At 57.2% G+C, this 23,012-nt stretch carries 16 protein-coding genes; 15 read left to right on the forward strand and 1 reads right to left on the reverse strand.

Features of this window, described 5'->3' with window-relative positions:
• Window positions 1-126: 126 nt before the first annotated feature.
• From U6G28_04745 to nhaA, 13 genes are all read left to right on the forward strand, one after another.
• Window positions 127-1,833, forward strand: a complete 1,707-nt coding sequence (locus U6G28_04745) for an ABC transporter substrate-binding protein (GenBank protein ID WRS30997.1) — start codon at window positions 127-129, stop codon at window positions 1,831-1,833.
• Between the two features lie 88 nt (window positions 1,834-1,921).
• Window positions 1,922-2,914 carry an ABC transporter permease gene (locus tag U6G28_04750; GenBank protein WRS30998.1) on the forward strand — a complete coding sequence of 331 codons (993 nt, stop codon included), beginning with the start codon at window positions 1,922-1,924 and terminating at the stop codon, window positions 2,912-2,914.
• A complete protein-coding gene (locus tag U6G28_04755; GenBank protein ID WRS30999.1) occupies window positions 2,907-4,142 on the forward strand; it encodes an ABC transporter permease in 1,236 nt (411 codons plus the stop codon). Before U6G28_04750 ends, U6G28_04755 begins: the two co-directional genes overlap by 8 nt.
• 5 nt (window positions 4,143-4,147) lie before the next feature.
• Window positions 4,148-5,113, forward strand: coding sequence for an ABC transporter ATP-binding protein (locus U6G28_04760; GenBank protein WRS31000.1), 966 nt, complete (start codon window positions 4,148-4,150; stop codon window positions 5,111-5,113).
• Complete coding sequence (locus U6G28_04765; protein WRS31001.1) at window positions 5,113-6,024, forward strand: ATP-binding cassette domain-containing protein; 912 nt, start codon at window positions 5,113-5,115, stop codon at window positions 6,022-6,024. Before U6G28_04760 ends, U6G28_04765 begins: the two co-directional genes overlap by 1 nt.
• A 43-nt stretch (window positions 6,025-6,067) precedes the next feature.
• The gene (locus tag U6G28_04770) at window positions 6,068-7,711 is read left to right on the forward strand and encodes a glycoside hydrolase family 3 N-terminal domain-containing protein (protein WRS31002.1); all 1,644 of its coding nucleotides are present in this window, start codon (window positions 6,068-6,070) and stop codon (window positions 7,709-7,711) included.
• A 234-nt stretch (window positions 7,712-7,945) separates the two neighbouring features.
• A complete protein-coding gene (locus tag U6G28_04775) occupies window positions 7,946-9,031 on the forward strand; it encodes a Gfo/Idh/MocA family oxidoreductase (GenBank protein WRS31003.1) in 1,086 nt (361 codons plus the stop codon).
• A gap of 165 nt (window positions 9,032-9,196) precedes the next feature.
• Window positions 9,197-10,369 (forward strand): UDP-N-acetylmuramate dehydrogenase, encoded by a 1,173-nt coding sequence (locus U6G28_04780; GenBank protein WRS31004.1) that lies wholly within the window; start codon window positions 9,197-9,199, stop codon window positions 10,367-10,369.
• A gap of 51 nt (window positions 10,370-10,420) precedes the next feature.
• The gene (locus U6G28_04785; protein WRS31005.1) at window positions 10,421-11,638 is read left to right on the forward strand and encodes an NADP-dependent isocitrate dehydrogenase; all 1,218 of its coding nucleotides are present in this window, start codon (window positions 10,421-10,423) and stop codon (window positions 11,636-11,638) included.
• Between the two features lie 160 nt (window positions 11,639-11,798).
• Window positions 11,799-14,087, forward strand: coding sequence for a 6-phosphofructokinase (locus U6G28_04790; GenBank protein WRS31194.1), 2,289 nt, complete (start codon window positions 11,799-11,801; stop codon window positions 14,085-14,087).
• 12 nt (window positions 14,088-14,099) lie between these two features.
• Window positions 14,100-15,788, forward strand: a complete 1,689-nt coding sequence (gene pgi, locus U6G28_04795; GenBank protein ID WRS31006.1) for a glucose-6-phosphate isomerase — start codon at window positions 14,100-14,102, stop codon at window positions 15,786-15,788.
• A gap of 107 nt (window positions 15,789-15,895) precedes the next feature.
• Window positions 15,896-16,885, forward strand: coding sequence for a malate dehydrogenase (locus U6G28_04800; protein WRS31007.1), 990 nt, complete (start codon window positions 15,896-15,898; stop codon window positions 16,883-16,885).
• Between the two features lie 476 nt (window positions 16,886-17,361).
• On the forward strand, window positions 17,362-18,669 hold the full coding sequence (gene nhaA / locus U6G28_04805; GenBank protein ID WRS31008.1) for a Na+/H+ antiporter NhaA: 1,308 nt from the start codon (window positions 17,362-17,364) through the stop codon (window positions 18,667-18,669).
• A 19-nt stretch (window positions 18,670-18,688) separates the two neighbouring features.
• Here nhaA and U6G28_04810 read toward each other — a convergent pair whose 3' ends face one another.
• The gene (locus U6G28_04810; protein WRS31009.1) at window positions 18,689-20,302 is read right to left on the reverse strand and encodes a DASS family sodium-coupled anion symporter; all 1,614 of its coding nucleotides are present in this window, start codon (window positions 20,300-20,302) and stop codon (window positions 18,689-18,691) included.
• Between the two features lie 344 nt (window positions 20,303-20,646).
• Here U6G28_04810 and glyA point away from each other — a divergent pair, with 344 nt between their 5' ends.
• Both glyA and U6G28_04820 read left to right on the forward strand, forming a co-directional pair.
• Window positions 20,647-21,936 carry a serine hydroxymethyltransferase gene (gene glyA / locus U6G28_04815; protein WRS31010.1) on the forward strand — a complete coding sequence of 430 codons (1,290 nt, stop codon included), beginning with the start codon at window positions 20,647-20,649 and terminating at the stop codon, window positions 21,934-21,936.
• Window positions 21,937-22,092: 156 nt separating this feature from the next.
• The gene (locus U6G28_04820; protein WRS31011.1) at window positions 22,093-22,986 is read left to right on the forward strand and encodes a bifunctional methylenetetrahydrofolate dehydrogenase/methenyltetrahydrofolate cyclohydrolase; all 894 of its coding nucleotides are present in this window, start codon (window positions 22,093-22,095) and stop codon (window positions 22,984-22,986) included.
• Window positions 22,987-23,012: the final 26 nt, after the last annotated feature.

A 23,012-nucleotide genomic window follows, 5' to 3' on the forward strand; every position in this document is an offset into this window, starting at 1 on the left:
ACGAAATATCGAAGAGGCTGTTTTTCATCGCGTACTCTGGCGGGTGACACTCACCCAAGGAGTGCGTCAAAGAGTGCTTGGACGCTCAAATGCGCAAGACTCGTAAACCAAGGAAGGACCGAGTAAATGACTCAAAGCACGAAGCGGCGCAAAGTATCTGCGCTAATGGCTGCTGCTGCGGGCATCGCACTGGTCGCCGGCTGTTCTAGCGGTGGCGGAACGACTCCCGCATCCGGAGATGAGGGCACCACTGATGAGGGGACTACGGAGTCCTCAGGTGGTAAAGACACCCTCGTAATTTTTGCTGGTTCGCAGACTCCGATCCTGGCGAACTTCAACCCCTATTCGCCGACACTGCTTCACGCAACACAGGGTCCTGTGTACGAGACCCTGATGCTGTTCAACAAGGCGGCAGACACCCCTCCGACCCCGATGCTCGGAACCGAGGCAACGTGGAATGAGGACGGTACCGAACTGACCGTCAAACTCCGTGAGGGTGTCAAATGGTCGGATGGTGAGGACTTCACCGCTGACGACGTTGTCTACTCACTTACCAATGATCTGATTAAGGCTTCGTACGTTGACACCGTTGAGAAGGTGAACGATCACGAGGTCATCGTAAAGACCAACGAACCCGCGTTCGTGAACGAGTTCGCGATTCTGCAGACCTTCATCGTTCCAGAGCACATCTATGGTCAGAAGAGTTCTGAAGAACTACTTGAATGGACCGATCCGGAACCCGTTGGTACCGGCCCCTACACTGTCGCTTCGGTCTCTGAGGCCGTTTACACCCTCGACGCCAATCCGAACTACTGGGGCGGCGAACCTGCCGTGAAGCACCTGCGCTACCTGGGCATTGACGCTAACGGTTCTGCCGAGGACATGCTGCGTTCTGGTGACGTTGACTGGATGTCGCTGTTTGTTCCCGACCCGGACTCAATCGACATGGGCTACATCAACACGCCGATTGATCCAACCGTTCTTTACACCTGCTCGAACGCTGATCTCGGATGCCAGGGACCCCAAACCGAGGTCGCTGTCCGCCAGGCTCTCAGCGCTGCCCTTGACCGCGGCGCAATCAACGAGAAGGCGTTCGTTGGCCTAACCAAGGAAATCTCGCCGACCTACGCTCTGTTAGGCCGTGATGACAAGTGGATCGCTCCGGACCAGTCGACTGAGCCGATCAACCAGTCAGCTGACATTGACGGTGCGAAGAAGATCCTTGAGGATGCCGGCTACACGCTTGGCTCCGATGGAATCTACGAGAAGGACGGCCAGAAGCTGTCTATGACCGTCACGTCGGTTGATGGCTGGTCCGACTACAACGACGCTGGTCGTCTGATTGAGGAGCAGGCCAAGGAAGCCGGTATCGAGGTAATCGCCTCCACCGTTTCATGGAACGAGTTCTCTGATGCTCGCCAGTCCGGCAACTACCAGCTGATTATTGGTGGCATGGTCGGAACCTCGACGGCTGATCCCTACATGATCTACCACGACTGGTTCACTTCGGATGAGACCGCTCCCGTTGGTGAACAGCTTCCGGTTGGTGGCTGGGGTATTGCCCGTTACTCGAACCCTGAGGTTGACGCCGCTGTTCAGGCTGCATCTGAAACCAACGATGACGCCGCAAAGCTGGAGCAGTACGGAATTATTCAAGAGGCGATCGTTCGCGACCTGCCTTACATTCCGCTACTGATCAACGCTACTCAGACCTTCACTAACGCGAAGGACTTCACCGGCTGGCCGACCGATTCGGACCTGTACGCCTTCCCACCGTCGTGGGGTTCGGGTTCATCAGGTCTGATTCTGTCCAAGATCACCCCGGCAGAGTAGTCTGACAGGGCTGATTGCAGCCCTGATACTCAAGGAAGGAAATTCCTATGGTTCGAAGAGGAGCCGCACGGCTTTGGGGGGTTGAGGCATGAAGTTTTATGCCCGCCGACTCGCTTTCTATCTCGTTACGTTGTGGGCAGCGATCTCGTTCAACTTCTTCATTCCCCGCTTACTGCCGGGTAATCCCGCCGACATTCTGTTGGCAAAGATGGCCCGCAACGGTGAGGTACCACCCGCCGTTGAGCGGAACGTGCGGCTCCTCCTCGGCGGAGACGCAGACCAGTCCATGTGGACTCAGTACATCGAGTACTGGAAGAGTCTGTTTCAAGGCAACCTGGGTGTTTCAATCACGAAGTACCCAACGCCTGTAACCAGTCTGATTGGGGCCGCGCTCCCGTGGACTCTGGGACTGGTTGGCACCGCCACCATTATCGCCGCCGTTCTGGGCGTCGGGCTTGGTGCGTGGGCCGGTTGGAAGCGCGGAACCTGGGTGGACAATCTGGTTCCGGCATCCACCCTTCTTCAGTCGCTCCCCTACTTCTGGGTGGCTATCCTCCTCGCGTTCCTTTTCTCGGTGCAGTTCAAGGTCTTCCCTCGAATAGGGGGTTACGACGTTTTCACATATGACGCACCCGAGTTATCGTGGGGCTTTATCGGCTCCGTGATAAAACATGCGGCGTTACCCGCCCTAACAATCGTCATTTCTGCATTTGGTGGCTGGATGCTTGGAATGCGCAACATGATGGTCTCGACCCTCTCTGAGGACTACATAACGACAGCAGAAGCCAAGGGTTTGCGGCCGCGTCGAATCTTCATGACGTACGCCACCCGCAACGCGATGCTTCCTTCGATCGCAGGTTTTGCCGTTTCCCTCGGATTCGTCGTCGCCGGATCGATTGTCATGGAGCAGGTATTCACCTATCCGGGCATCGGAAAGCTAATGATCACTGCGGTGCAGGGCAACGACTACGCACTGATGCAGGGTGTGTTCCTGGTAATTACGCTGGCGGTCCTTTCAGCCAATTTGCTCATGGATCTGTTCTACGGATTCGTCGACCCGAGAGTGAGGTCCCGTGGCTGATAAGAACCGAGACGACCTCACCGGTATGTCCAGCGACGACGCGATTTCGGATCTGACACCCGATCAGGTGGCAGCAGATGAAATGCTGGCCTCGAAAGAAGTCGCTTTCGATGACGCGCACTCGGATTTCGACGAGGATCCGACTCTGGCCGGCAATGCCGATTTCGTCGCAGCGGAGACCGCTGGCTTTGACGACGGCACGGCGCCAGACAATCCCACTGAACTACAGGAAGAAGAACGCGCCGCACTACAGCATGCCGAGGCGGTAGACGTTCCGGTAAATGCTCCGGTCACCGGCGAGATGCGCAAGCCCAAGAAGCGGAAGTCGCAGTTCATCCCTCCGATCACTCCGAAGCTGGTCATTGGATTGACGCTGGTACTCGGGATCATTCTTTTTGCGATCCTAGCGCCCATGTTCAGTCTTAATCCCGCGTTCTCCGGCTATCCCTCGTTCCTACCCCCTGGCGGAGAACATATCCTCGGCACGACCAAGTTGGGCCGCGACGTTTTTGCTCAGCTCGCGATTGGCGGACGAGGATCGCTACAAGTGGGGCTGATCGCCGGTGGAATCGCCCTGACAATGTCGTTGATCTTCGGAATCGTCTCCGGATACGTCGGCGGCTGGACTGACGAGGCCCTCTCGCTGGTAACCAACGTTATGCTGGTTATCCCGGGCCTCCCGCTAATGATTGTGGTTGCCTCATACGCCCAGCAGCGTTCAATGATGCTGGTGGCCCTGATCCTTGGCTTTACCAGTTGGGCCGGTTCGGCTGTGGTCCTCCGCGCGCAGGCGCGCTCTCTTCGCACAAGAGACTACGTTGCCGCTTCCAAAGTCGCGGGTGAGGGGCCGCTACGGATTATTACCGTTGAGATTCTCCCCAACCTTCTGCCGCTACTGGCCGCTCAGTTCATTGGTGCTGTGGTTGCGGCCATCCTGGGCGAGGCGGGCTTGTCTTACCTGGGCCTTGGTCCGAACGGGATCATCACCTGGGGCACCATGCTGAATGAAGCTCAGGTCGGCAATGCGCTCCAGGCGGGAGCCTGGTGGTGGTTCGTTCCGCCGGGACTAATGATTGCCCTGTTTGGCACAGGTCTTTCTCTTGTCAACTTCTCGATTGACGAGATAATCAATCCGAAGCTGAAGGCTGCGCCCCTTGCGGAAAAGAGAGTTCGGCAGGCAAAGAAGGCAGAGCGCAAGGCTCGTCGCGCCGCGAAGGCAGGAGCTTAGGTCCGATGTCTACTGAGAACACACCGCAAAAGAAGACTCCTACGGTCGCTTCGCAAAACGAAGACTTCGAAGCCACGGTAAAGGTCGGTGACGCTTCCAGGCCTGTGGCCGATCTTGACGCATATTTGGCAAAGCAGACTCCGGTCGTCGAGGCCAGGGGGATGACTATCGACTACGAGGTTGACCCTCCAGTGCATGCCGTCATTGACGTTGATCTCACTGTCAACCGTGGTGAAATCGTCGGATTGGCGGGTGAGTCCGGTTGCGGCAAGACGACTCTGGCATACGGAATCAATCGACTCCTGAAGCCGCCAGCCCTGCTGGTTGGAGGAGAGGTTACCTTTCACGATGCTTCCGGAACAGACATTGACGTTATCGCCCTGAAAGGCGACGAACTTCGTATGTTCCGCTGGGATAAGGTTTCGATGGTTTTTCAGGGGGCTATGAACTCTCTGAATCCCGTCATCTCTATTCGTAAACAGCTCTACGACGTGTTCACCACGCACCGTCCAGGCATGACCAAGCATCAGATGAATGACCGGTGCGTCGAGCTCTTTGAACTGGTCGGCGTCGATCCTAATCGTCTGGACTCATTTGCTCATGAGCTGTCGGGAGGCATGCGTCAGCGCGTAATGATTGCTATGGCATTGGCACTTAGCCCGCAGCTGATGATTATGGACGAGCCAACTACGGCATTGGACGTGGTGGTCCAACGCGGAATCCTGCGCGAGATCATGCGTCTTCGCGAACAGTTGCAGTTCGCGGTCATCTTCATCACTCACGACTTGCCGTTGCTTCTTGAGATTTCAGACCGCATCGCGATCATGCTCCGTGGGGAAATCATTGAGATGAACTTGGCCGAGAATATCCTCCACCACCCGCAGGAGGAGTACACGAAGAAGCTCTTGGGATCCTTCCCGAGTCTGATGGGCGAACGGGGCTCCTTCGTGCGTACGGGAGAGGACAGCTAGTGGCAGGTCAACTTGAGGTAAAGGACCTCACCAAGGTCTACAAGATCCGCAAGGGTTTTAAGTCCACCGATCTGGTTGCCGTCAACAAGGTGAACTTCACCCTTGAGCAGGGAAAAACAATCGCATTGGTTGGGGAGTCGGGTTCCGGTAAATCAACCGTTGCAAAGATGCTCTGCCTACTTGAGAAGCCGACTTCTGGGCAAATTCTGCTCGATGACCACCCAATCCCTCATGGATCAAGGGCTGTCAAGCACTACCGCGGCGATCTGCAGATGGTCTTCCAGGACCCATTTGCTTCGCTGAACCCGTTCCACACCGTTCGTCACACGATCGAACGTCCCCTCCGTCTCCATAAACGAGCTAAGAATAGTGCCGGGTACGAGGAGTTAGTTCTTGAACTACTCGACCGTGTTCGACTGACTCCGGCTGAGGTCTTCGCCGATAAGAAGCCGCACGAAATGTCTGGTGGTCAGCGTCAGCGTGTTGCCATCGCCCGTGCTCTAGCTCCGGGCGCACGATTTTTGGTCGCGGACGAGCCCGTGTCGATGCTTGACGTATCGATCCGACTCGGCGTGCTAAATCTTCTGGCCAGGCTACAGAGGGAAGAGAACCTCGGCGTTCTGTACATCACCCACGACCTCGCTACCGCACGGCACTTCTCTGACGAGATCCTGGTTATGTTCCGAGGAAACATTGTTGAGCGAGGCCCCTCGGACCAGGTAATCCTCGACCCTCAACACGAGTACACCAAGCTACTGCTTTCTGCCGCCCCGAACCCGGATAACCAGGGCAAACTACGCGATTCTGTCCGTCGGGAGCTCGAAGAGGCACTGGCCGAGGAGAAGGCTCACCGAGATCGCTTTGGCACTGATCAACTTGCCCAGCAGGTTACCGGCAAGTCCGCAAAATAGCTGAATCGAAAGACGAGTCGTCAACTGAGGAGCACAGAAGGCCGTGAATCGAGACATTGCGCTCCTTGAGCAGGCTCTTGAAAAGCTTCCTGAGTGGCCCGTCGAAAAGGTTGTCGGGCAACTGTTCTCATTGGCGGTTGGGTCCCACTCAAACGGGACCGAAGCATTCTGGGACGCCCCGCAGACGGTCCTCGACCTGCTGACGAAGTATCAGGTTGGCGGTATCTGCTATTACACGGTCGGTGACGATGGGACAGACCCTCGTGTAACCGCAGAGCTTGCCCGACAGTTTCAAGGTCGGGCTGAACTCCCTCTGCTGTTCGCTGCGGACCAGGAAGGGGGGATGATTTCCCGCGTTCGTGAACCCGCACTTCGGATGCCGTCCGCAATGGCTCAGAGCGCAACGGATGACTGGGAGCTGATAGAACGTCTAGCGGAACTGGGGGGTGCGGATCTGCGTCAAGCAGGCTTCAACTTTGCCTATGCTCCAGTTGCCGATGTCAACACCGAACCGGCGAACCCGGTGATCGGTGTTCGTTCCCCGAGTTCCTCTCCCGAAGTGGTGGGGTGTTTCGATGCGGCGGTAGTGCGGGGACTGGGTAAGGCCGGTGTTGCCTCTTGCCTTAAGCACTTTCCTGGACACGGCAACACCAATGTCGACTCCCACATCGGCCTCCCAAAGTTGACTACTACCCGAGAGCAGTGGGAACGGGTCGAAGCTCTCCCGTTTAGGGTGGGAATCCGCTGTGGTGCGGACTCTGTAATGATGGGTCACCTGGTTGTCCCAGGACTTGATCCCAGCGGAGTTCCAGCCACGTTCTCAAGGCCGATAGTTACAGGGTTGCTTAGGGAATATCTTGGCTTCGAGGGCGTCATTGTCACAGACGCCCTCGACATGGCGGGGGCCGGTCATCCGAGCGGTTCTGCGGGTGCTTGTGTGGACGCGCTACTTGCGGGCAACGACCAACTGCTCATGCCCCTTGTTCCTGAAGAGGGCATCGAAGGAGTGATCGCCGCAGTTCAAGACGGTCTCCTTGATATGGCTGAACTCAGAAAATCTGCCCGCCGTGTCCTGAAGCTGAAGCTCAAGTTGGTTCGCACGTGGGACGAACTGGAGAACCAGGACTGCGCCACCGGCGAGCAGCAACCGGAGTGGTCAGATGCCTCTGTAGTGAATGCGGATCTGGTCTCGGATACGTTCGCCCGTGCCCTGACGTGGCGCGATTCGAAGCGTACGTGGGTCCTTCCTGCAAACCAGGTGATTTCTATAGTCCCTGATATTGGGCCAGCGGACTATCCACGAGGCTCGGTTGACTTTGCGCCCGCGCTCCGTGAAGACCTCGTAAGCAGGGATATCCCAGCCCAGATTGTTACTGCCGACGAGCTGGAACAGGGAGGCCTGGACGGGCCAATCATCCTGGTCTCTCGCAACGCTTCACTGGATCGAGGTGCCGCTGAGCGGATCCGGCAACTAGCGCCGAGTGCTGATGTTGTGATCGCTACCCGATCTCCTTATGACGCATCGCTTGTTCCGGAAGTCGTCCCCATGCTCTTGGTCTATGGCGACATCGCGCCTGCGGTTCCGGTACTCACCAAGGCGCTTCTGACCGGTATAGCTCCCGGAGTTCTTCCGGTTGATCTGGTCGATGACCGAGGACGGATCCGCTGGCCTCGCAGACTGGGCTAGATCCCTGCTCATGGAAACCTTGGAACAACTGCCTGACCGTTGGCCTCGCAGACTCGGCAGACATGGCTGTTGTCCGAGTTGCGGGCTTCCAGCATTCGACCTAACTCGGACCGTTTGGTGACCCAGGCGTTTGAGGTTGTATTTGGCATCTTTGAAGTTTGGCATCTTTGAAGATAGTGGGGCGTCGTGGTGATTTGTTTTCTCGCAATGCTGATGGTTTGAGATGCTAGGTGCATGACAAACGAAGCCATTCCCGCATTGACTATCCCTGACCTTTTCCTTGAGGTCGCTCCCGAATACAGGTATCCCGATCCCTATGACGCACCATCCCTTAGGTGGGGAGTGTTGGGTCCGGGTGGAATCGCGAGGAAGTTCGCGACTGACCTGATCTCGTACTCAGGCCAAACTGTCTTGGCAGTCGGATCGAGGAACGCCGAGCGTGCGGCTCAGTACGCCTCCGAGTTCGATATCGACCCAGCTCGTGCCTACGGGTCGTACGAGGAACTGGTAGCGGATCCTGAGGTGGACGCGATCTACGTCGCGACTCCGCACATCCGACACAGAGAGGACGCACTCCTAGCGTTACGCGCAGGAAAGCCAGTATTGGTCGAAAAGTCTTTCACGATGTCCGAGGAAGAGGCTAGAGAGGTTTTTGACGAGGCGGACGCTCGCGGTCTGTTCGCTATGGAAGCAATGTGGAGCCGGCACCTGCCACACTACGCCTGGATCAGAGAGGTGCTAAAGACCGGAAGCTTGGGCCCTCTTCGCTATTTCTCGGCAGACCACGGTCAGTCCTTGAGGAATGTTCCACGTTTGGTCGAACCCGAACTCGGGGGCGGGGCGATGCTTGACCTCGGTGTTTATCCCTTACACCTCCAGCAGATGGTGCTGGGGTATCCAGAGGTGGTGCAGTCCGCGTCGCGGCTCTCGGAGAAACAGATCGATTTGAGCGACATGGTGCTGAGTTCCTATTCAGGTGCGACCGCAGTCGCCACTTGCCAGCTAGACCTGAGCACTCCCACTACGGGCGAGCTTGGTTTCGAGGGTGGAGGCATTCAAATGGATACGAGGTTCTATTGCCCCACATCTGTCGTGCTCGAAGTAAATGAAGTGGATCCAAAGACGTTGGGAGTGATCGGGTCGCGCACGGCGACGTGGGACGCTACTGCACCGGGCGGTTTCCAGTACCAGGCAGCGGAAGTAGCGCGTCGCGTTGCTGCGGGGAAGACGCAGTCGGAGGTGGTCCCCTGGTCTGCCACACTGGATGTCCAGCGAATGATGGACTCGGTGTTGAAGGAGGCCGGATACGTCGGCCGCTAGTCCACTTGACCCACCCGCCCCTGTCCGAGTTTCCAATCAGATGGGGAGGTTTTCAGCTCAGATTTGCGGCGTGTCGGCTCCTTATCTGATTGGCGAATCGGGGAGAGGAGTGGAGGTCATGGACTCGGTTGGACTCCTAGTGCCTCAACTAGTTCAATTGACTTTGTGACTGATTCTGTAGCGGCCGAATTTTTCGGTGACGAGACGACTCTGACGCTGGCTGAGTTAACGACTCTGAAAGTGGGTGGGAAGCCGCACGCCTATACCTCCGTCGATCATGAGTCAGAGATCGTTGAAGCGGTACGCGAAGTTGATTCTGCTGGTGAACCCCTATTGGTTCTGGGAGGCGGTTCAAACGTAGTTGTCGCAGACCAGGGCTTTCCAGGAACCGTACTGCGCGACGCGCGCTCCGATATCAGGGTGGTTGATGACTCCGCGTGTGGAGGAACAACACTTCGAGTCTCGGCGGGAACCACTTGGGACGAACTGGTTGCTTACACGATTGCGCAGCACCTTGTCGGACTGGAAGCCCTTTCTGGAATCCCGGGCTCGTCCGGGGCGGCGCCCGTCCAGAACATTGGTGCTTACGGGCGTGAAGTTGCTGAGAATCTAGCTACGGTTCGCGCCTACGATCGACTGAGTGGCGAGATCAGAACAATTCCTCGGGCGGCGTTGAAACTGGGGTATCGCGATTCGCTTCTGAAGCAGTCATTCAGCGATCCGGACGTAGGAGGGGGACGGACGTGGGGGCCGACAGGTCGCTGGATCGTCCTCGAAATCGAACTGCAATTGCAGGAGGGTGAATTGTCCGCCCCGGTGCGCTACCGAGAGTTGGCAAACCGACTTGAGATTGAGGTCGGTGAGCGGGCGGATATTCGCGATGTTCGCCGTGCAGTCCTCGAACTGCGTCGTTCTAAGGGTATGGTTCTGAGTCCGGACGACCACGACACCTGGTCTGCGGGTTCGTTCTTCACAAATCCGATTTTGACCGAGAAACAGGCGGGCGAGCTACTACCCGAGGGCGCCCCGCGCTTTGCTGTCGAAGACCGTTCTATGGTTGCCGCTGCGAACCCGAATAGCGCGGCACCCAAGGTTCCGGGGGTCGTGAAAACCTCCGCGGCGTGGCTGATCAACCACGCCGGATTCGAGAAGGGATGGCGGGTCGCTCCAGGTGCGCCGGCGTCCCTGTCAACCAAACACGTTCTGGCGTTAACCAACCGCGGCGGAGCTAACACTTCTGACATAGTGGAGTTAGCGCGAGCCGTTCATGATGGAGTATTGGAACGCTTCGGAATCGAGTTGGTTCCGGAGCCTGTTCTTGTCGGAGTAGAGATGTAAGTTAGTGAGCGCCCCGCACTCCGACGTATGAAACTAGAGAGGACCACTGAGATGGAGAAGATCAAAGTAGTCGGCCCGGTCGTCGACCTAGATGGCGATGAAATGACCAGGATCATTTGGCAGTTCATCAAGGATCGGCTGATTTTCCCCTATCTGGACATTGACCTCAAGTACTACGATCTATCGATCCAAAACCGCGACGCCACCGATGACCAGGTGACGGTTGACGCGGCGGAGGCGATCAAGAAATACGGGGTGGGGGTCAAGTGCGCGACGATTACTCCTGACGAGGCCAGGGTAGAGGAGTTTGACCTGAAGAAGATGTGGCGCTCCCCAAATGGGACCATCCGCAACATTCTCGGTGGTGTGATTTTCCGGGAGCCGATTATCATCGATAACATCCCGCGCCTGGTTCCTTCTTGGACCAAACCAATTGTTGTTGGTCGTCACGCTTTCGGCGATCAGTATCGGGCAACCGACTTCAAGGTTCCGACCGGCGGCACCGTGACTCTAACGTTTACTCCGAACGATGAGTCCGAGCCGATGGAGTTCGAGGTCGTAGAGATTCCCGAGTCCGGTGGCGTTGTGATGGGGATGTATAACTTCAATGATTCCATCCGAGACTTCGCGCGCGCCTCATTCGCCTACGGCCTGCAGCGTGGGTTCCCGGTTTACCTGTCCACCAAGAACACGATCCTCAAGGCATATGACGGTCAGTTTAAGGACATCTTCCAAGAGGTTTTCGACACGGAGTTCAAGGAACAGTACGAGGCTGCGGGGCTTACGTATGAACACCGTCTGATCGACGACATGGTTGCCTCTGCGCTTAAATGGGAAGGTGGATACGTCTGGGCCACAAAGAACTATGACGGTGATGTGCAATCAGACATCGTGGCGCAGGGCTTTGGCTCGCTGGGTTTGATGACTTCGGTTCTGATGACTCCGGATGGTAAGACGGTCGAGGCGGAAGCGGCGCACGGAACGGTGACCCGCCACTATCGTCAGCATCAGGCTGGAAATCCGACCTCCACTAACCCCATTGCCTCGATCTTCGCGTGGACGCGAGGTCTGGCACACCGAGCCAAACTAGACGAAACGCCGCAGGTCACCAAGTTTGCCGAGACGCTTGAGGACGTCGTAATCAAGACCGTTGAGTCCGGCGCGATGACAAAGGATTTGGCACTACTGGTTGGGCCCGACCAGCCGTACCTGACCACTGAAGAATTCTTGGCGACATTGGACCAGAATCTGCAGACGCGGCTGGCCTAGGGCTGGCGGATTTAGCAGAGACCCGTCGATACTGAGCCACCCAAACCTGAGGGGGACAAACGTGAGTGACAGTGACCTAAACGCGGCTGCGGCAGAGATTATCGAGCCGGGCGTTATCGATGGGGTGGATCCCTCGACTGGGGAGTCATACAGACTGGGCATGCTAACTTCCGGTGGGGACGCACCGGGCATGAATGCTGCGGTGCGGGCGGTGGTACGCACGGCGCTCGCCGCAGGAGCCGTTCCCTACGCAATCCTTGAGGGGTGGGAGGGCGCGATTCGTGGCGGAGATTCGATCCGTCAGATGGATTGGGGTTCAGTGAGTTCGATCCTTAACAGGGGTGGGACGGCGATCGGAACCGCACGTAGCAATGACTTCCGTTTGTACGAGGGACGGTTGACCGCAGTCGAGAATTTGCTCGCGGCCGGAATCGATCGTCTGGTGGTTATTGGCGGCGACGGCTCCCTGGCTGGGGCCGACGAACTACGCGGGGAGTGGACCCAGATCCTTCAAGATCTGGTCGAGCAGGGGCGGATCACGGAAGAGGTAGCCAATAGTCACCCTGAACTGACCCTGGTCGGACTGGTTGGTTCAATCGACAATGATCTGGTTGGTTCGGATATGACCATCGGGGCCGACACCGCCCTCGAACGAATCGTTACCGCGATGGACCAGCTATCCTCCACCGCTGCTTCTCACCAGAGGACTTTCATCGTGGAAGTGATGGGTCGACGCTGTGGGTATCTGCCACTAATGGCAGCTGTTGCGGGCGGTGCTGACTATGTCTTTACACCGGAATCCCCTGCGGGTCCCGGATGGGAAGACGAACTGTGTCAGAAGCTGGTGACGGGACGCGAAGCCGGACGTCGTGAGTCGATGGTGCTGGTTGCCGAGGGCGCTCTTGACACCGAGGGGAATCCCCTAACTAGCGCCGAAATCGCGGACGCGATCAAAAACCGCCTGGGGGAGGAACCTCGGATCACCATTTTGGGCCACGTCCAGCGTGGTGGAGCTCCCTCTGCCTACGACCGTTGGATGTCGACACTGCTGGGATACTGTGCGGTTCAGGAGATCCTTGATAGCGAACGCTACGGTGACGCAGTGATTCTTGGCGTCAGGCGCAACCGGGTTTCCCGTCTTCCGATGGTTGAAACCATCAAGGACACTCGTGCCGTTGGGGCCTTGATCAAGGCTGGAGATTACGAGACGGCTCGCAAGGCTCGTGGTGCGTCCTACTACGACATGGGGGAGATCTACAAGATCCTCTCTGACCCGCCGACGCTTCATGTCGATTCGGACCAGACGGTTCGAGTCGCCATCCTTCACTCCGGCGGCCTGGCTCCCGGTATGAACACGGCAGCCAGGGCCACCGTTCGAATCGGGTTGCACCGCGGATGGTCCATGTTGGGCATTGAGGGATCGTGGGAAGGCCTTTCGGGTGGAGAGGTCCGTGAGCTGTCGTGGGACGACGTCGAAGGCTGGGCTTTTGACGGTGGTGCCACTCTCGGTACGCGCCGCCACATCCCACAGACCGAGGAGTACTACGCGCTTGGTCGAGCTATTGAGGAACATGGCATTGATGCGCTGGTCGTCATCGGGGGCTATAGCGCTTACGATGCCGTTCGTGAAATGACAAAAGCGCGTTCGCACTTCCCGGCCCTGGCGATTCCGACCATCCTCGTTCCGGCTTCGATCGACAATAACCTTCCCGGAACTGAGCTGTCCGTTGGTGCCGACACCGCGATCAACAACGCAGTGTGGGCGCTCGACCGAATCAAGGAGTCTGCTGCGGCCTCCAGGCGGTGTTTCGTGGCGGAGACAATGGGGCGTAAGTGCGGGTATCTCGCGATGATGAGCGGAATGGCTTCCGGGGCCGAGTACGTCTATCTAAACGAGCAGCCGTTGACGTTGCAGGGACTCTCCAAGGACATCGATACACTGCGGGAGCAGTTTGAGGAGGGGCGGCGGCTGTTCCTGGTGGTCATGAATGAAGAGACTTCGACGCACTACGACCGTGATTTCATTTCGCGAGCAATAGAGGCGGCCGGCGAGGGACTGTTCGACGTTCGTGATTCCGCCCTCGGATACATCCAGCAGGGCGGAGCCCCAACCGTATTTGATCGTCTTCTGGCAACACGGTTCGCGAACGGAGCGATCAGATATCTGGATAGAGCATTCGAGGCAGGGGAGAACGGCGCCGCGTATATAGGTACTGGGCAGGACGGAATCAAGACAGAGCCGATCTCTCGAATGGAAGAGCTAGTTGACGATTCCGTTCGCAGACCCAAGAACCAATGGTGGATTGCCCTGCAGAACGTGACTCAGACGGTGTCTCTCGAAGGGGCAGACATTCCTGTTGGGCGTATTGACATACCCGCAGTTGAACCCGTTCTCGCCCCAATTCAAGAACGTATTGACGAAGTAACCAACACCCCGGAACAGAACTGAGGAGCAGAACATATGGCTGACCTGAACGTCGCGGTGGACCCTGAGCAGACGAAGGCATGGGGGAGGCTTGAGGATACTGCCGGTCAGTTTGTCCCCGATCTTCCGGGATGGTTCCAAGCGGATCCTTCCCGTGCTGCAAGACTGACCCGCCGCGCCTGCGATCTGCATGTCGATCTGTCAAAGAACCTGCTGACCGACGAGGTGATCGGCCAGCTTCTGCAACTCGCGGAAGAAACTGGCGTGCTGGACCGCCGTGACCAGATGTTTGCTGGTGAGCGGATCAATGTCACCGAGAACCGTTCTGTTCTGCACACCGCCCTCCGCAAACCGGAAGGCGAGACGCTAGATGTTGACGGTGCTGATGTTGTTGAGCCGGTACACGAGGTACTGGAGCGAATGTACGCGTTCGCGGATAAGGTTCGCGATGGAGAATGGACCGGCATCACAGGCAAGCCACTCACTTCAGTTGTGAACATCGGGATTGGGGGATCAGACCTCGGCCCAGTAATGGTCTACGAAGCATTGAAGCCGTTTGTTAGGGAGGGGATGGAAGCCCGGTTCATCTCTAACATCGACCCGACGGACGCGGCGGAGAAACTCAGGGGGTTGGACCCCGAGACGACCCTGGTGATCGTCACCTCGAAGACGTTTACGACGCTTGAGACACTGACAAACGCAAGGCTAGTTCGCACCTGGTTCCTGGACGCGCTGGTTCTAGCCGGGGTTATCAAGGTTACAGATTCTCCCGAGGCGACAGCGGCGGTTGAGAAGCACTTTGTTGCGGTTTCGACTGCATTGGACAAAGTTGCAGCGTTCGGAATTGATCCTTCGAACGCGTTTGGTTTCTGGGACTGGGTTGGTGGGCGCTACTCTGTTTCTTCGGCCGTGGGCCTCTCCCTCGCGATCACTCTTGGGCCAGAGAACTTCCAGGGGTTTCTGGACGGACTGAACGCAATGGACCGACACTTTGCGAAGGCCCCAGCGGAGCAGAACGTTCCGTTGCTAATGGGCCTGATGAATGTCTGGTATGTAAATTTCCTCGGAGCAGACTCACACGCTGTATTGCCATATTCCCAGTACCTGCACCGTTTTCCGGCGTATCTGCAACAGATGACCATGGAATCGAACGGCAAGCGTGTGCGCTGGGACGGAACAGTCGTCAGCTACGACACGGGAGAGGTTTTCTGGGGCGAACCAGGAACCAACGGACAGCACGCGTTCTTCCAGTTACTGCACCAGGGAACGCGTTTGATTCCCTCGGACTTCATCGCATTCGCGAACCCACAGTGGCCGTTGAAGGATGGCGACGCGGACGTGCATGAACTGTTCCTATCAAACTTCTTCGCACAGACCAAGGCGTTGGCCTTCGGGAAGACCGAGGAAGAGGTACGGGCTGAGGGCACGCGCGAAGACCTAGTGTCGGCGCGGGTGTTTACCGGGAACCGCCCATCGACTTCGATCATGGCTCCGAGGCTTACGCCTTCGGTGCTGGGCCAACTGGTCGCCCTATATGAGCACCTGACCTTCGTCCAGGGTGCTGTGTGGGGCATTGACTCGTTCGACCAGTGGGGGGTTGAGCTGGGCAAGGTACTGGCAATGCAGATCTTGCCGGCGATTGAGGGGGATCAGGCAGTGCTGGATCAGCAAGATCCATCGACTCAGGAACTCATCAGGTACTACCAGGCGAACCGAAAGGGCTAGAGAGTCCCGAAAACGGGGACTTTAGTGTCGATCACTTCGCCTTGTTGACCAACTAGAATATGCACGTAGCAATAATCGCAACCTTAATGAACCAGGAGTCATAGAACATGACCGAACCCCGCATTGTTACAGTTACTGGCGCCGCCGGAAATATCGGATACGCGATGCTGTTCCGCATTGCATCAGGCCAGCTGTTTGGCGATGGTGTTCCCGTGAAGCTTCACCTTCTTGAAATCCCGCAGGCGGTGAAGGCAGCCGAAGGCACCGCGATGGAACTTGACGACTGTGCGTTCCCGCTGCTGGATTCCGTTGAGGTTTTCGATGACGTGAACGCCGCATTTGAAGGCACGAATGTCGCCATGCTGGTAGGAGCGCGTCCGCGTGGCGCCGGCATGGAACGCGCTGACTTGCTCGCGGCCAACGCTGGCATCTTCGGCCCTCAGGGCAAGGCAATCAACGATCACGCCGCTGGTGACATCCGCGTGTTGGTCGTGGGTAACCCCGCCAACACCAACGCAGTAATCGCGCAGAACAACGCGCCGGACGTCCCGGCCAGTCGCTTCACCTCGATGATGCGCCTCGACCAGAACCGTGCGTACGCACAGCTTGCAGCGAAGACCGGAGTACCCGTGAAGGACATCAAGAACATTGTTGTCTGGGGCAACCACTCGGCAGATCAGTACCCTGACATCAGCTACGCGACCGTTGACGGCAAGCCGGCAACCGAGCTTGTTGACAACGCATGGCTCGCTGACTTCTACCGTCCCACCGTTGCCAAGCGTGGCGCGGCAATCATCGAGGCCCGAGGAGCGTCGTCTGCGGCATCTGCGGCAGGTGCAGCGATCGATCACGTGTACAACTGGGTTAACGGCACGCCCGAGGGTCAGTTTGTCACGGTAGGTGCCTACTCAGATGGTTCGCACTACGGTGTTCCCGCAGGACTGTCGTTCGGATTCCCCTGTGTTTCAAAGGACGGCGAGTGGGAGATCGTTGACGGACTTGAGATCTCTGACGCGACCCAGGCGGGCATTGACCACAACATCAAGGCCCTGCAGGAAGAGTACGACGCCGTCAAGGAACTCGGCTTCATCAAATAGGGTTCTCCAGGCAAGCTGAGACTGGGCGATTTTGCAAGGTCCCAGCAATACCAGTAACGCGGTCAGTGGCAACCTCAAGGAAGAAGAGCCACTGGCCGCGACTGCGCTAAATTGCTGTTTGGTGAAAATAGCCGCGCACTTGATAACTGTTGAGCATCTGGACTCTGTTTGCCGATGCGTCGCGCTGGGCTTCGTGAGTCGGCACGTTACTAATCCATGCGGCGAGCCCATATTCGTCTCGTAACATCCACCATTGCGGCAGTAGCGCCCGCGACGACTAGTCTTGGTCAGACCGCTTGACTGATTTGGGGCGTTGCTCTATTTGTGCCGCTTAACCAGCGGAGTATCTCGAATTGGGACCGAATAATACGGTGTTTGCCGTATTTCCGAGACGGCTACGGGTTCTAACGCTAGGCTCTTATACGTTCAGTCGGAAAACAACAAGGTGTGCTGGGAAGTCTGGTCAGCGGGAGTCAATGATGCCCGAACTGGAAGACACCTCCTCACAGCAACAGGTCGAGAGAATATTCCCAGCATCCGTCGCTCAGGCGGAAAAGACTCGTGTAGCGGTGGTGCTGCGCAAGGAGACTGTTGGCGGATTAATACTAATTATCGCGGCCGCCCTCGCGATGATCTGGGCCAACTCCCCTCTGTCTGAGAGCTACTTCGCTATACGTGACTTCAAGATCGGCTATGAGCCTTGGCACCTGAAGCTGAGTGTCGGAGCCTGGACGGCAGACGGACTGTTGGCCATCTTCTTTTTTCTGGTCGGGTTGGAGCTCAAGAGGGAATTTGTAACCGGGGATCTCCGGGATTTTCGCACGGCGATTGTCCCCATTACGGCGGCCTTTGGGGGTGTCATCGTGCCCGCACTAATTTATACCGCCATGGTTGCGGGCCACCCGAACCTAGCACGAGGGTGGGCAATTCCGACCGCAACCGACATTGCGTTTGCGGTTGCAGTCTTGGCAATCATCGGTTCGCGACTTCCTACCTCACTGAGGGTTTTTCTGCTGACTCTTGCGGTCGTTGATGATTTGATTGCGATTGCGATCATTGCAATCTTCTATTCGGGAGACATCAGTTTTATTCCACTCCTGATTTCGATGGTACTGATCATCTTCTACGGGTTTATCACTCATAGGTACAGGGAATTTTTTTCGGCAAGGAAGTTTGCCCCTTGGTTAATCCTGTTACCCATTGGCGCAGTGGCATGGGCGTTCATGCACGCCTCGGGAGTACACGCGACGATCGCGGGCGTTCTGCTTGGTCTGATCGTTCCCGTCTTCTCCGATCCAAGACAGAAAGACAAGAAGCCGGGCCTCGCGGAGGAATTCGAATATCGTTTCCGGCCGCTATCAACGGGTGTGGCGGTTCCGTTATTTGCGCTATTTGCTGCCGGCGTCCCACTGGGGGGCTGGACAGGTCTGGTCGATTCGGTGACGAGTCCAGTGGCGGTTGCCGTCGTAGCGGCCCTGGTACTTGGCAAACCTATTGGTATTGTACTGACTACTTTTGTGACAACCAGGATCACCCGAACTGGGCTAGATCCGGAATACAGGTGGGTCGATCTCATAGGGGTCGGGATTCTAGCCGGCATAGGCTTCACGGTTTCTTTGTTGGTGACCGAACTGAGCCTGACAAGTGGAAGTCCGGAAGCCGACGCAGCTAAGGTGGCGGTGTTGACCGCCTCGGTCACCGCGGCTGTCTTGGCTTCCCTGATACTGGTGCCTCGTAATCGCCACTACAAGGCGGTCCAGAATCAAGGAGTAGCCAAAGACTAGGGCTACCGTTTCGCTTCGGCTAGTAGACGATGCCGAAGACCCAAACGGCTAGGGTCATGGTGGTCAGGGTGATCAGAACGATACCGATCAAATTGAGCCACAGGCCACCTTTGACCATTTGGCCGACGGTCACGTACCCGCTCCCATATGCGACCGCGTTTGGGGGAGTTGCAACGGGGAGCATGAACGCACACGTGGCGGCGAGAGCGACCGGAATTGCAAGGATCATCGGGCTCATCCCCAAACCGATCGCGATTCCACCCGCAACCGGTAAGAACGTCGCTGCGGTTGCCGTATTCGAAGTTAGCTCGGTGAGGAACAGGATCGCAGTCGTCAGAATCGCGATGATGATGATCGGTGAGAGGCCAGCAAGAGCCCCCGCCTGAGCACCGATCCAATCGGTTAGACCAGAGGAACCGAACTGACTAGATAGAGCCAGGCCACCACCGAATAGCAGCAGAACTCCCCAGGGGAGTTGAACCGCACTTTGCCAATCGAGAAGGCGAACACCTCGCGCTGTGCCTGAAGGGACAGTGAAAAGAAGCAGCCCGACAATCATCGCGATTCCCGCGTCGGTGATCGGGGCCGGCTTGAAAATCAGAGGAACTCCCACCCAACTGACGGCCGCAAGAACGAAGATGATTAGCACGCGGATCTCTCCTTGTGACAATGGTCCAAGCGCCTTGAGCTCGTTCTCAATCAGTTTTTTCCCGCCGGGCACTTCCTTGATCTCGGGTCTGAAAAGGACTTTGGTTAGGAGTAGCCAGCAGATCACCAAGAAGATGATTGAAAGTGGCATGCCTACCAGCATCCACTGGCCAAAGCCGATGTTTATTCCGAAGTTCTCCTGTAGATACCCGACAAGTAGGGTATTGGGCGGGGTTCCGATAATTGTTCCCAGCGAACCGAGAGAGGCCGCATACGCGATACCCAGCATTAGGGCCGTGGCGAAGTTAGATTTAATGATGGTTTCACCGCTCTCGTTGACCGACTTAACGCCAGCGCCCGGAGCTACTTTTGCCACCAAAAGTAGCACGGACATGCCGATGGGAAGCATCATGACCGCGGTGGCGGTATTCGAGACCCACATACTCAGGAATCCGGTAGCGATCATGAAGCCTGCAATCATTCGATCAGTTCGGGATCCCATGAATTTCACTGTCAACAATGCGATACGTCTGTGGAGGTTCCATCGCTGCATGGCCAACGCCAGCATGAAGCCACCCATGAACAGGAAGATCACGTCGTTGCCGTAGCTGGCTCCGACATCCTTAATGGGTATTTCATCTCCGAGTAGGGGAAAGATGATTAGTGGAACCAAGGCCGTTGCCGGAATCGGTAGGGCCTCGGTCATCCACCACGCGCCCATCAGAACGGCTGTGGCCGCAGTGAGTTTGCCATTATGAGATAGCGACCCAGGCAATACCAGGTAGACAATGATCGCAAGGATGATGCCGACACCTAAACCGAACCAGCGTCGCAGGTTTACCTTTGTCGGCTCAGCGGGTGCCTGTTCGCCTGGAGATTTCTGGTCAACCTCGGTTGATTCTGCGTGTGGACTTTCAAGGGTGTAAAGATCGACGGGCTCTGCCACGTCCATTAGTCGTTCATCGGCCGAATTTCGAATTTTCATGTGCTTGAACTCCTTGCTAAACCTCTCCGTTGAGGAGAATTGCGGAAACGCATCTTTGTGCTTCCTGTAACCCCGCACGTCGGCCTCGTAAGAGTTCCAGTACTTCGCCGAGTGTGTTGTGCCGGGACTTTCATCCTATAGAGAAATTGGTCGCCTTGGGGGCGTTTTGGACCAAAGGCCTATGTATTCCACACGACTGCGCACCAACACCTGAAAATGCCCGGCGATTTTCCTTGGTCACCCGCACCGTCCTGGTCCGGCCTACGGGTAGCCTTATGCTGCAAGCCTCGCAGCCAGCGAGGGCCAAGAACCCGGCGCTGTGGCGCCCGGACAAGGGAGATCGAGTGGCTGAGTCAACTGCCAACCTGCCTCTGCAAGAAGTAGACCCCGAGATTGCCGCCGTCCTCGACGGCGAGCTTGGTCGCCAGCGTGGGACGCTGGAAATGATTGCGTCGGAGAACTTTGTACCTCGTGCGGTACTTCAAGCTCAAGGTTCCGTCCTGACGAACAAGTATGCGGAGGGTTACCCGGGTCGTCGTTACTACGGGGGTTGTGAGTGGGTTGACATCGCTGAAGAACTCGCAATCGACCGGGCCAAGGAACTGTTCGGTGCAGACTACGTAAACGTTCAGCCACATGCGGGAGCTCAAGCAAACGCTGCGGCTCTCATGGCAATGGCTAAGCCCGGTGACCGGATTCTCGGAATGGAACTGGCGCACGGTGGACACCTAACCCACGGAATGAAAATTAACTTCTCGGGCCGCTTCTATGAGCCACACGCCTACGGGGTCGATCCTGAGACCTACCGACTGGACATGGACACCGTTCGTGAGCGAGCCCTTGAGGTTAGGCCATCAGTCCTGATCGCGGGATGGTCGGCCTACCCTCGTCACCTCGATTTTGCGGCTTTCCGTGAGATTGCGGATGAGGTTGGAGCCGCCCTATGGGTCGATATGGCTCACTTTGCTGGTCTGGTGGCTGCGGGTGTTCACCCCTCGCCACTTCCTTACGCCGATGTCGTGACTTCGACGGTTCATAAGACCCTTGGTGGTCCGCGCTCGGGTGTCATTATGAGCGCCCGCGGTGAACAGTGGGGTAAGAAGCTTGATTCGGCCCTATTCCCGGGTCAGCAGGGCGGCCCTCTCATGCATGCCGTTGCGGCGAAGGCCGTGGCGTTCAAGCTTGCTGGAACGGAAGAGTTCAAGGAGAAGCAGGAACGCACGTTACTGGGTGCGTCGATACTTGCCGAACGACTTTCGCAGGCCGATGTTGCTGAGCAGGGAATTTCGGTGTTGACCGGCGGTACCGACGTGCACCTCGTGCTCGTTGATCTGCAGAACAGCCCGCTGACCGGTCAGGACGGAGAGGACCTCTTGCACGAGGCCGGAATTACTGTGAACAGGAATGCGGTGCCGTTTGATCCTCGTCCGCCGAGGGTCACTTCGGGTCTGCGAATAGGTACTCCGGCACTTGCCTCGCGCGGCTTCCAGAAGGAAGACTTCGAAGAGGTTGCGGATATCATCGCGACGGCCCTAGTGCAGGGCGCGAAGGGCGAGGCCAACGCGGATGGGCTGAAGGCTCGTGTTGACGTGCTTACCGACCGTTACCCGCTCTACCCAGGACTTGAGCAGTGAGGGTTCCACGCTTGCTGTCGTTTTCTTGCAGGTTCCAGGTTACGGAAGTTGTCTGGCTCGATCTAGGAGACGTGAAGTGACCCTCCGTTATACGACATTGCCTGTCAGGCTAAGTCCGGTCGCACGGGTGAACCTCGCTCGTCTTGGGGGTGCGCAATGAAGTATCCATGGCCAACTGGTGCGTCTGGCGAGGAAGTCGCTAAGCCCCTTGACGGGGTTGCGCTCGCCGCAGAGATAAAGGCAGACCTGAAGACGCGAGTTGACGCTTTGAAAGAGTGCGGGATCGAACCAGGACTTGGAACTCTGCTTGTCGGTGAAGATGCCGCCTCACAGATTTACGTTGGGGCGAAGCACAAGGACTGCGCTGAGGTCGGACTAAGTTCGTTGGATGTTCGCCTTCCCGCAGACTCAACTCAGGAAGAGGTCGAGGCCGCGATTGACCAGCTCAACAGCGATCCGGCATGCACCGCCTACATCGTTCAGCTTCCCGTGCCGAAGCATCTTGACACACAGAAGCTCCTTGAAAGGATGGCTCCGGCGAAGGACGCGGACGGACTGCATCCGTTCAACTTGGGGTTGCTGGTTGAGGACATTGACGGAACGTCGAATGCGCCTAAGCCCTGCACGCCACGGGGCATTATCGAGTTGCTCACGGCCAACGGGATCGAGCTAAAGGGGGCTAGGGTCTGTGTCGTCGGGCGTGGCTTGACCGTCGGCCGACCGATCTCCTTGATGCTAACCAATCGAAAGGTCGGGGCTACGGCAGTTCTGTGTCACACCGGCACAATGGATTTGGCTGCAGAACTACGCTCGGCTGATGTGATTATCGGTGCGGCTGGAGTCCCGGGCCTAATCACCCCCGAGTACGTGAAGCCAGGTGCGGTTGTCATTGATGTCGGTGTTGCGCGCCGCGACGGCAAGATTGCTGGAGATGCGGCAGAGGGCGTCGAGCAGGTAGCGTCTTGGCTCAGCCCGAACCCTGGAGGGGTTGGGCCGATGACTAGGGCAATGCTACTGACGAATGTGGTTGAGATAGCGGAGCGCCAATAGTACGGCGGTCGGACTGAGGTAGTTCA

Source organism: Actinomycetaceae bacterium MB13-C1-2 (assembly GCA_035621235.1).
Lineage (GTDB): Bacteria > Actinomycetota > Actinomycetes > Actinomycetales > Actinomycetaceae > Scrofimicrobium.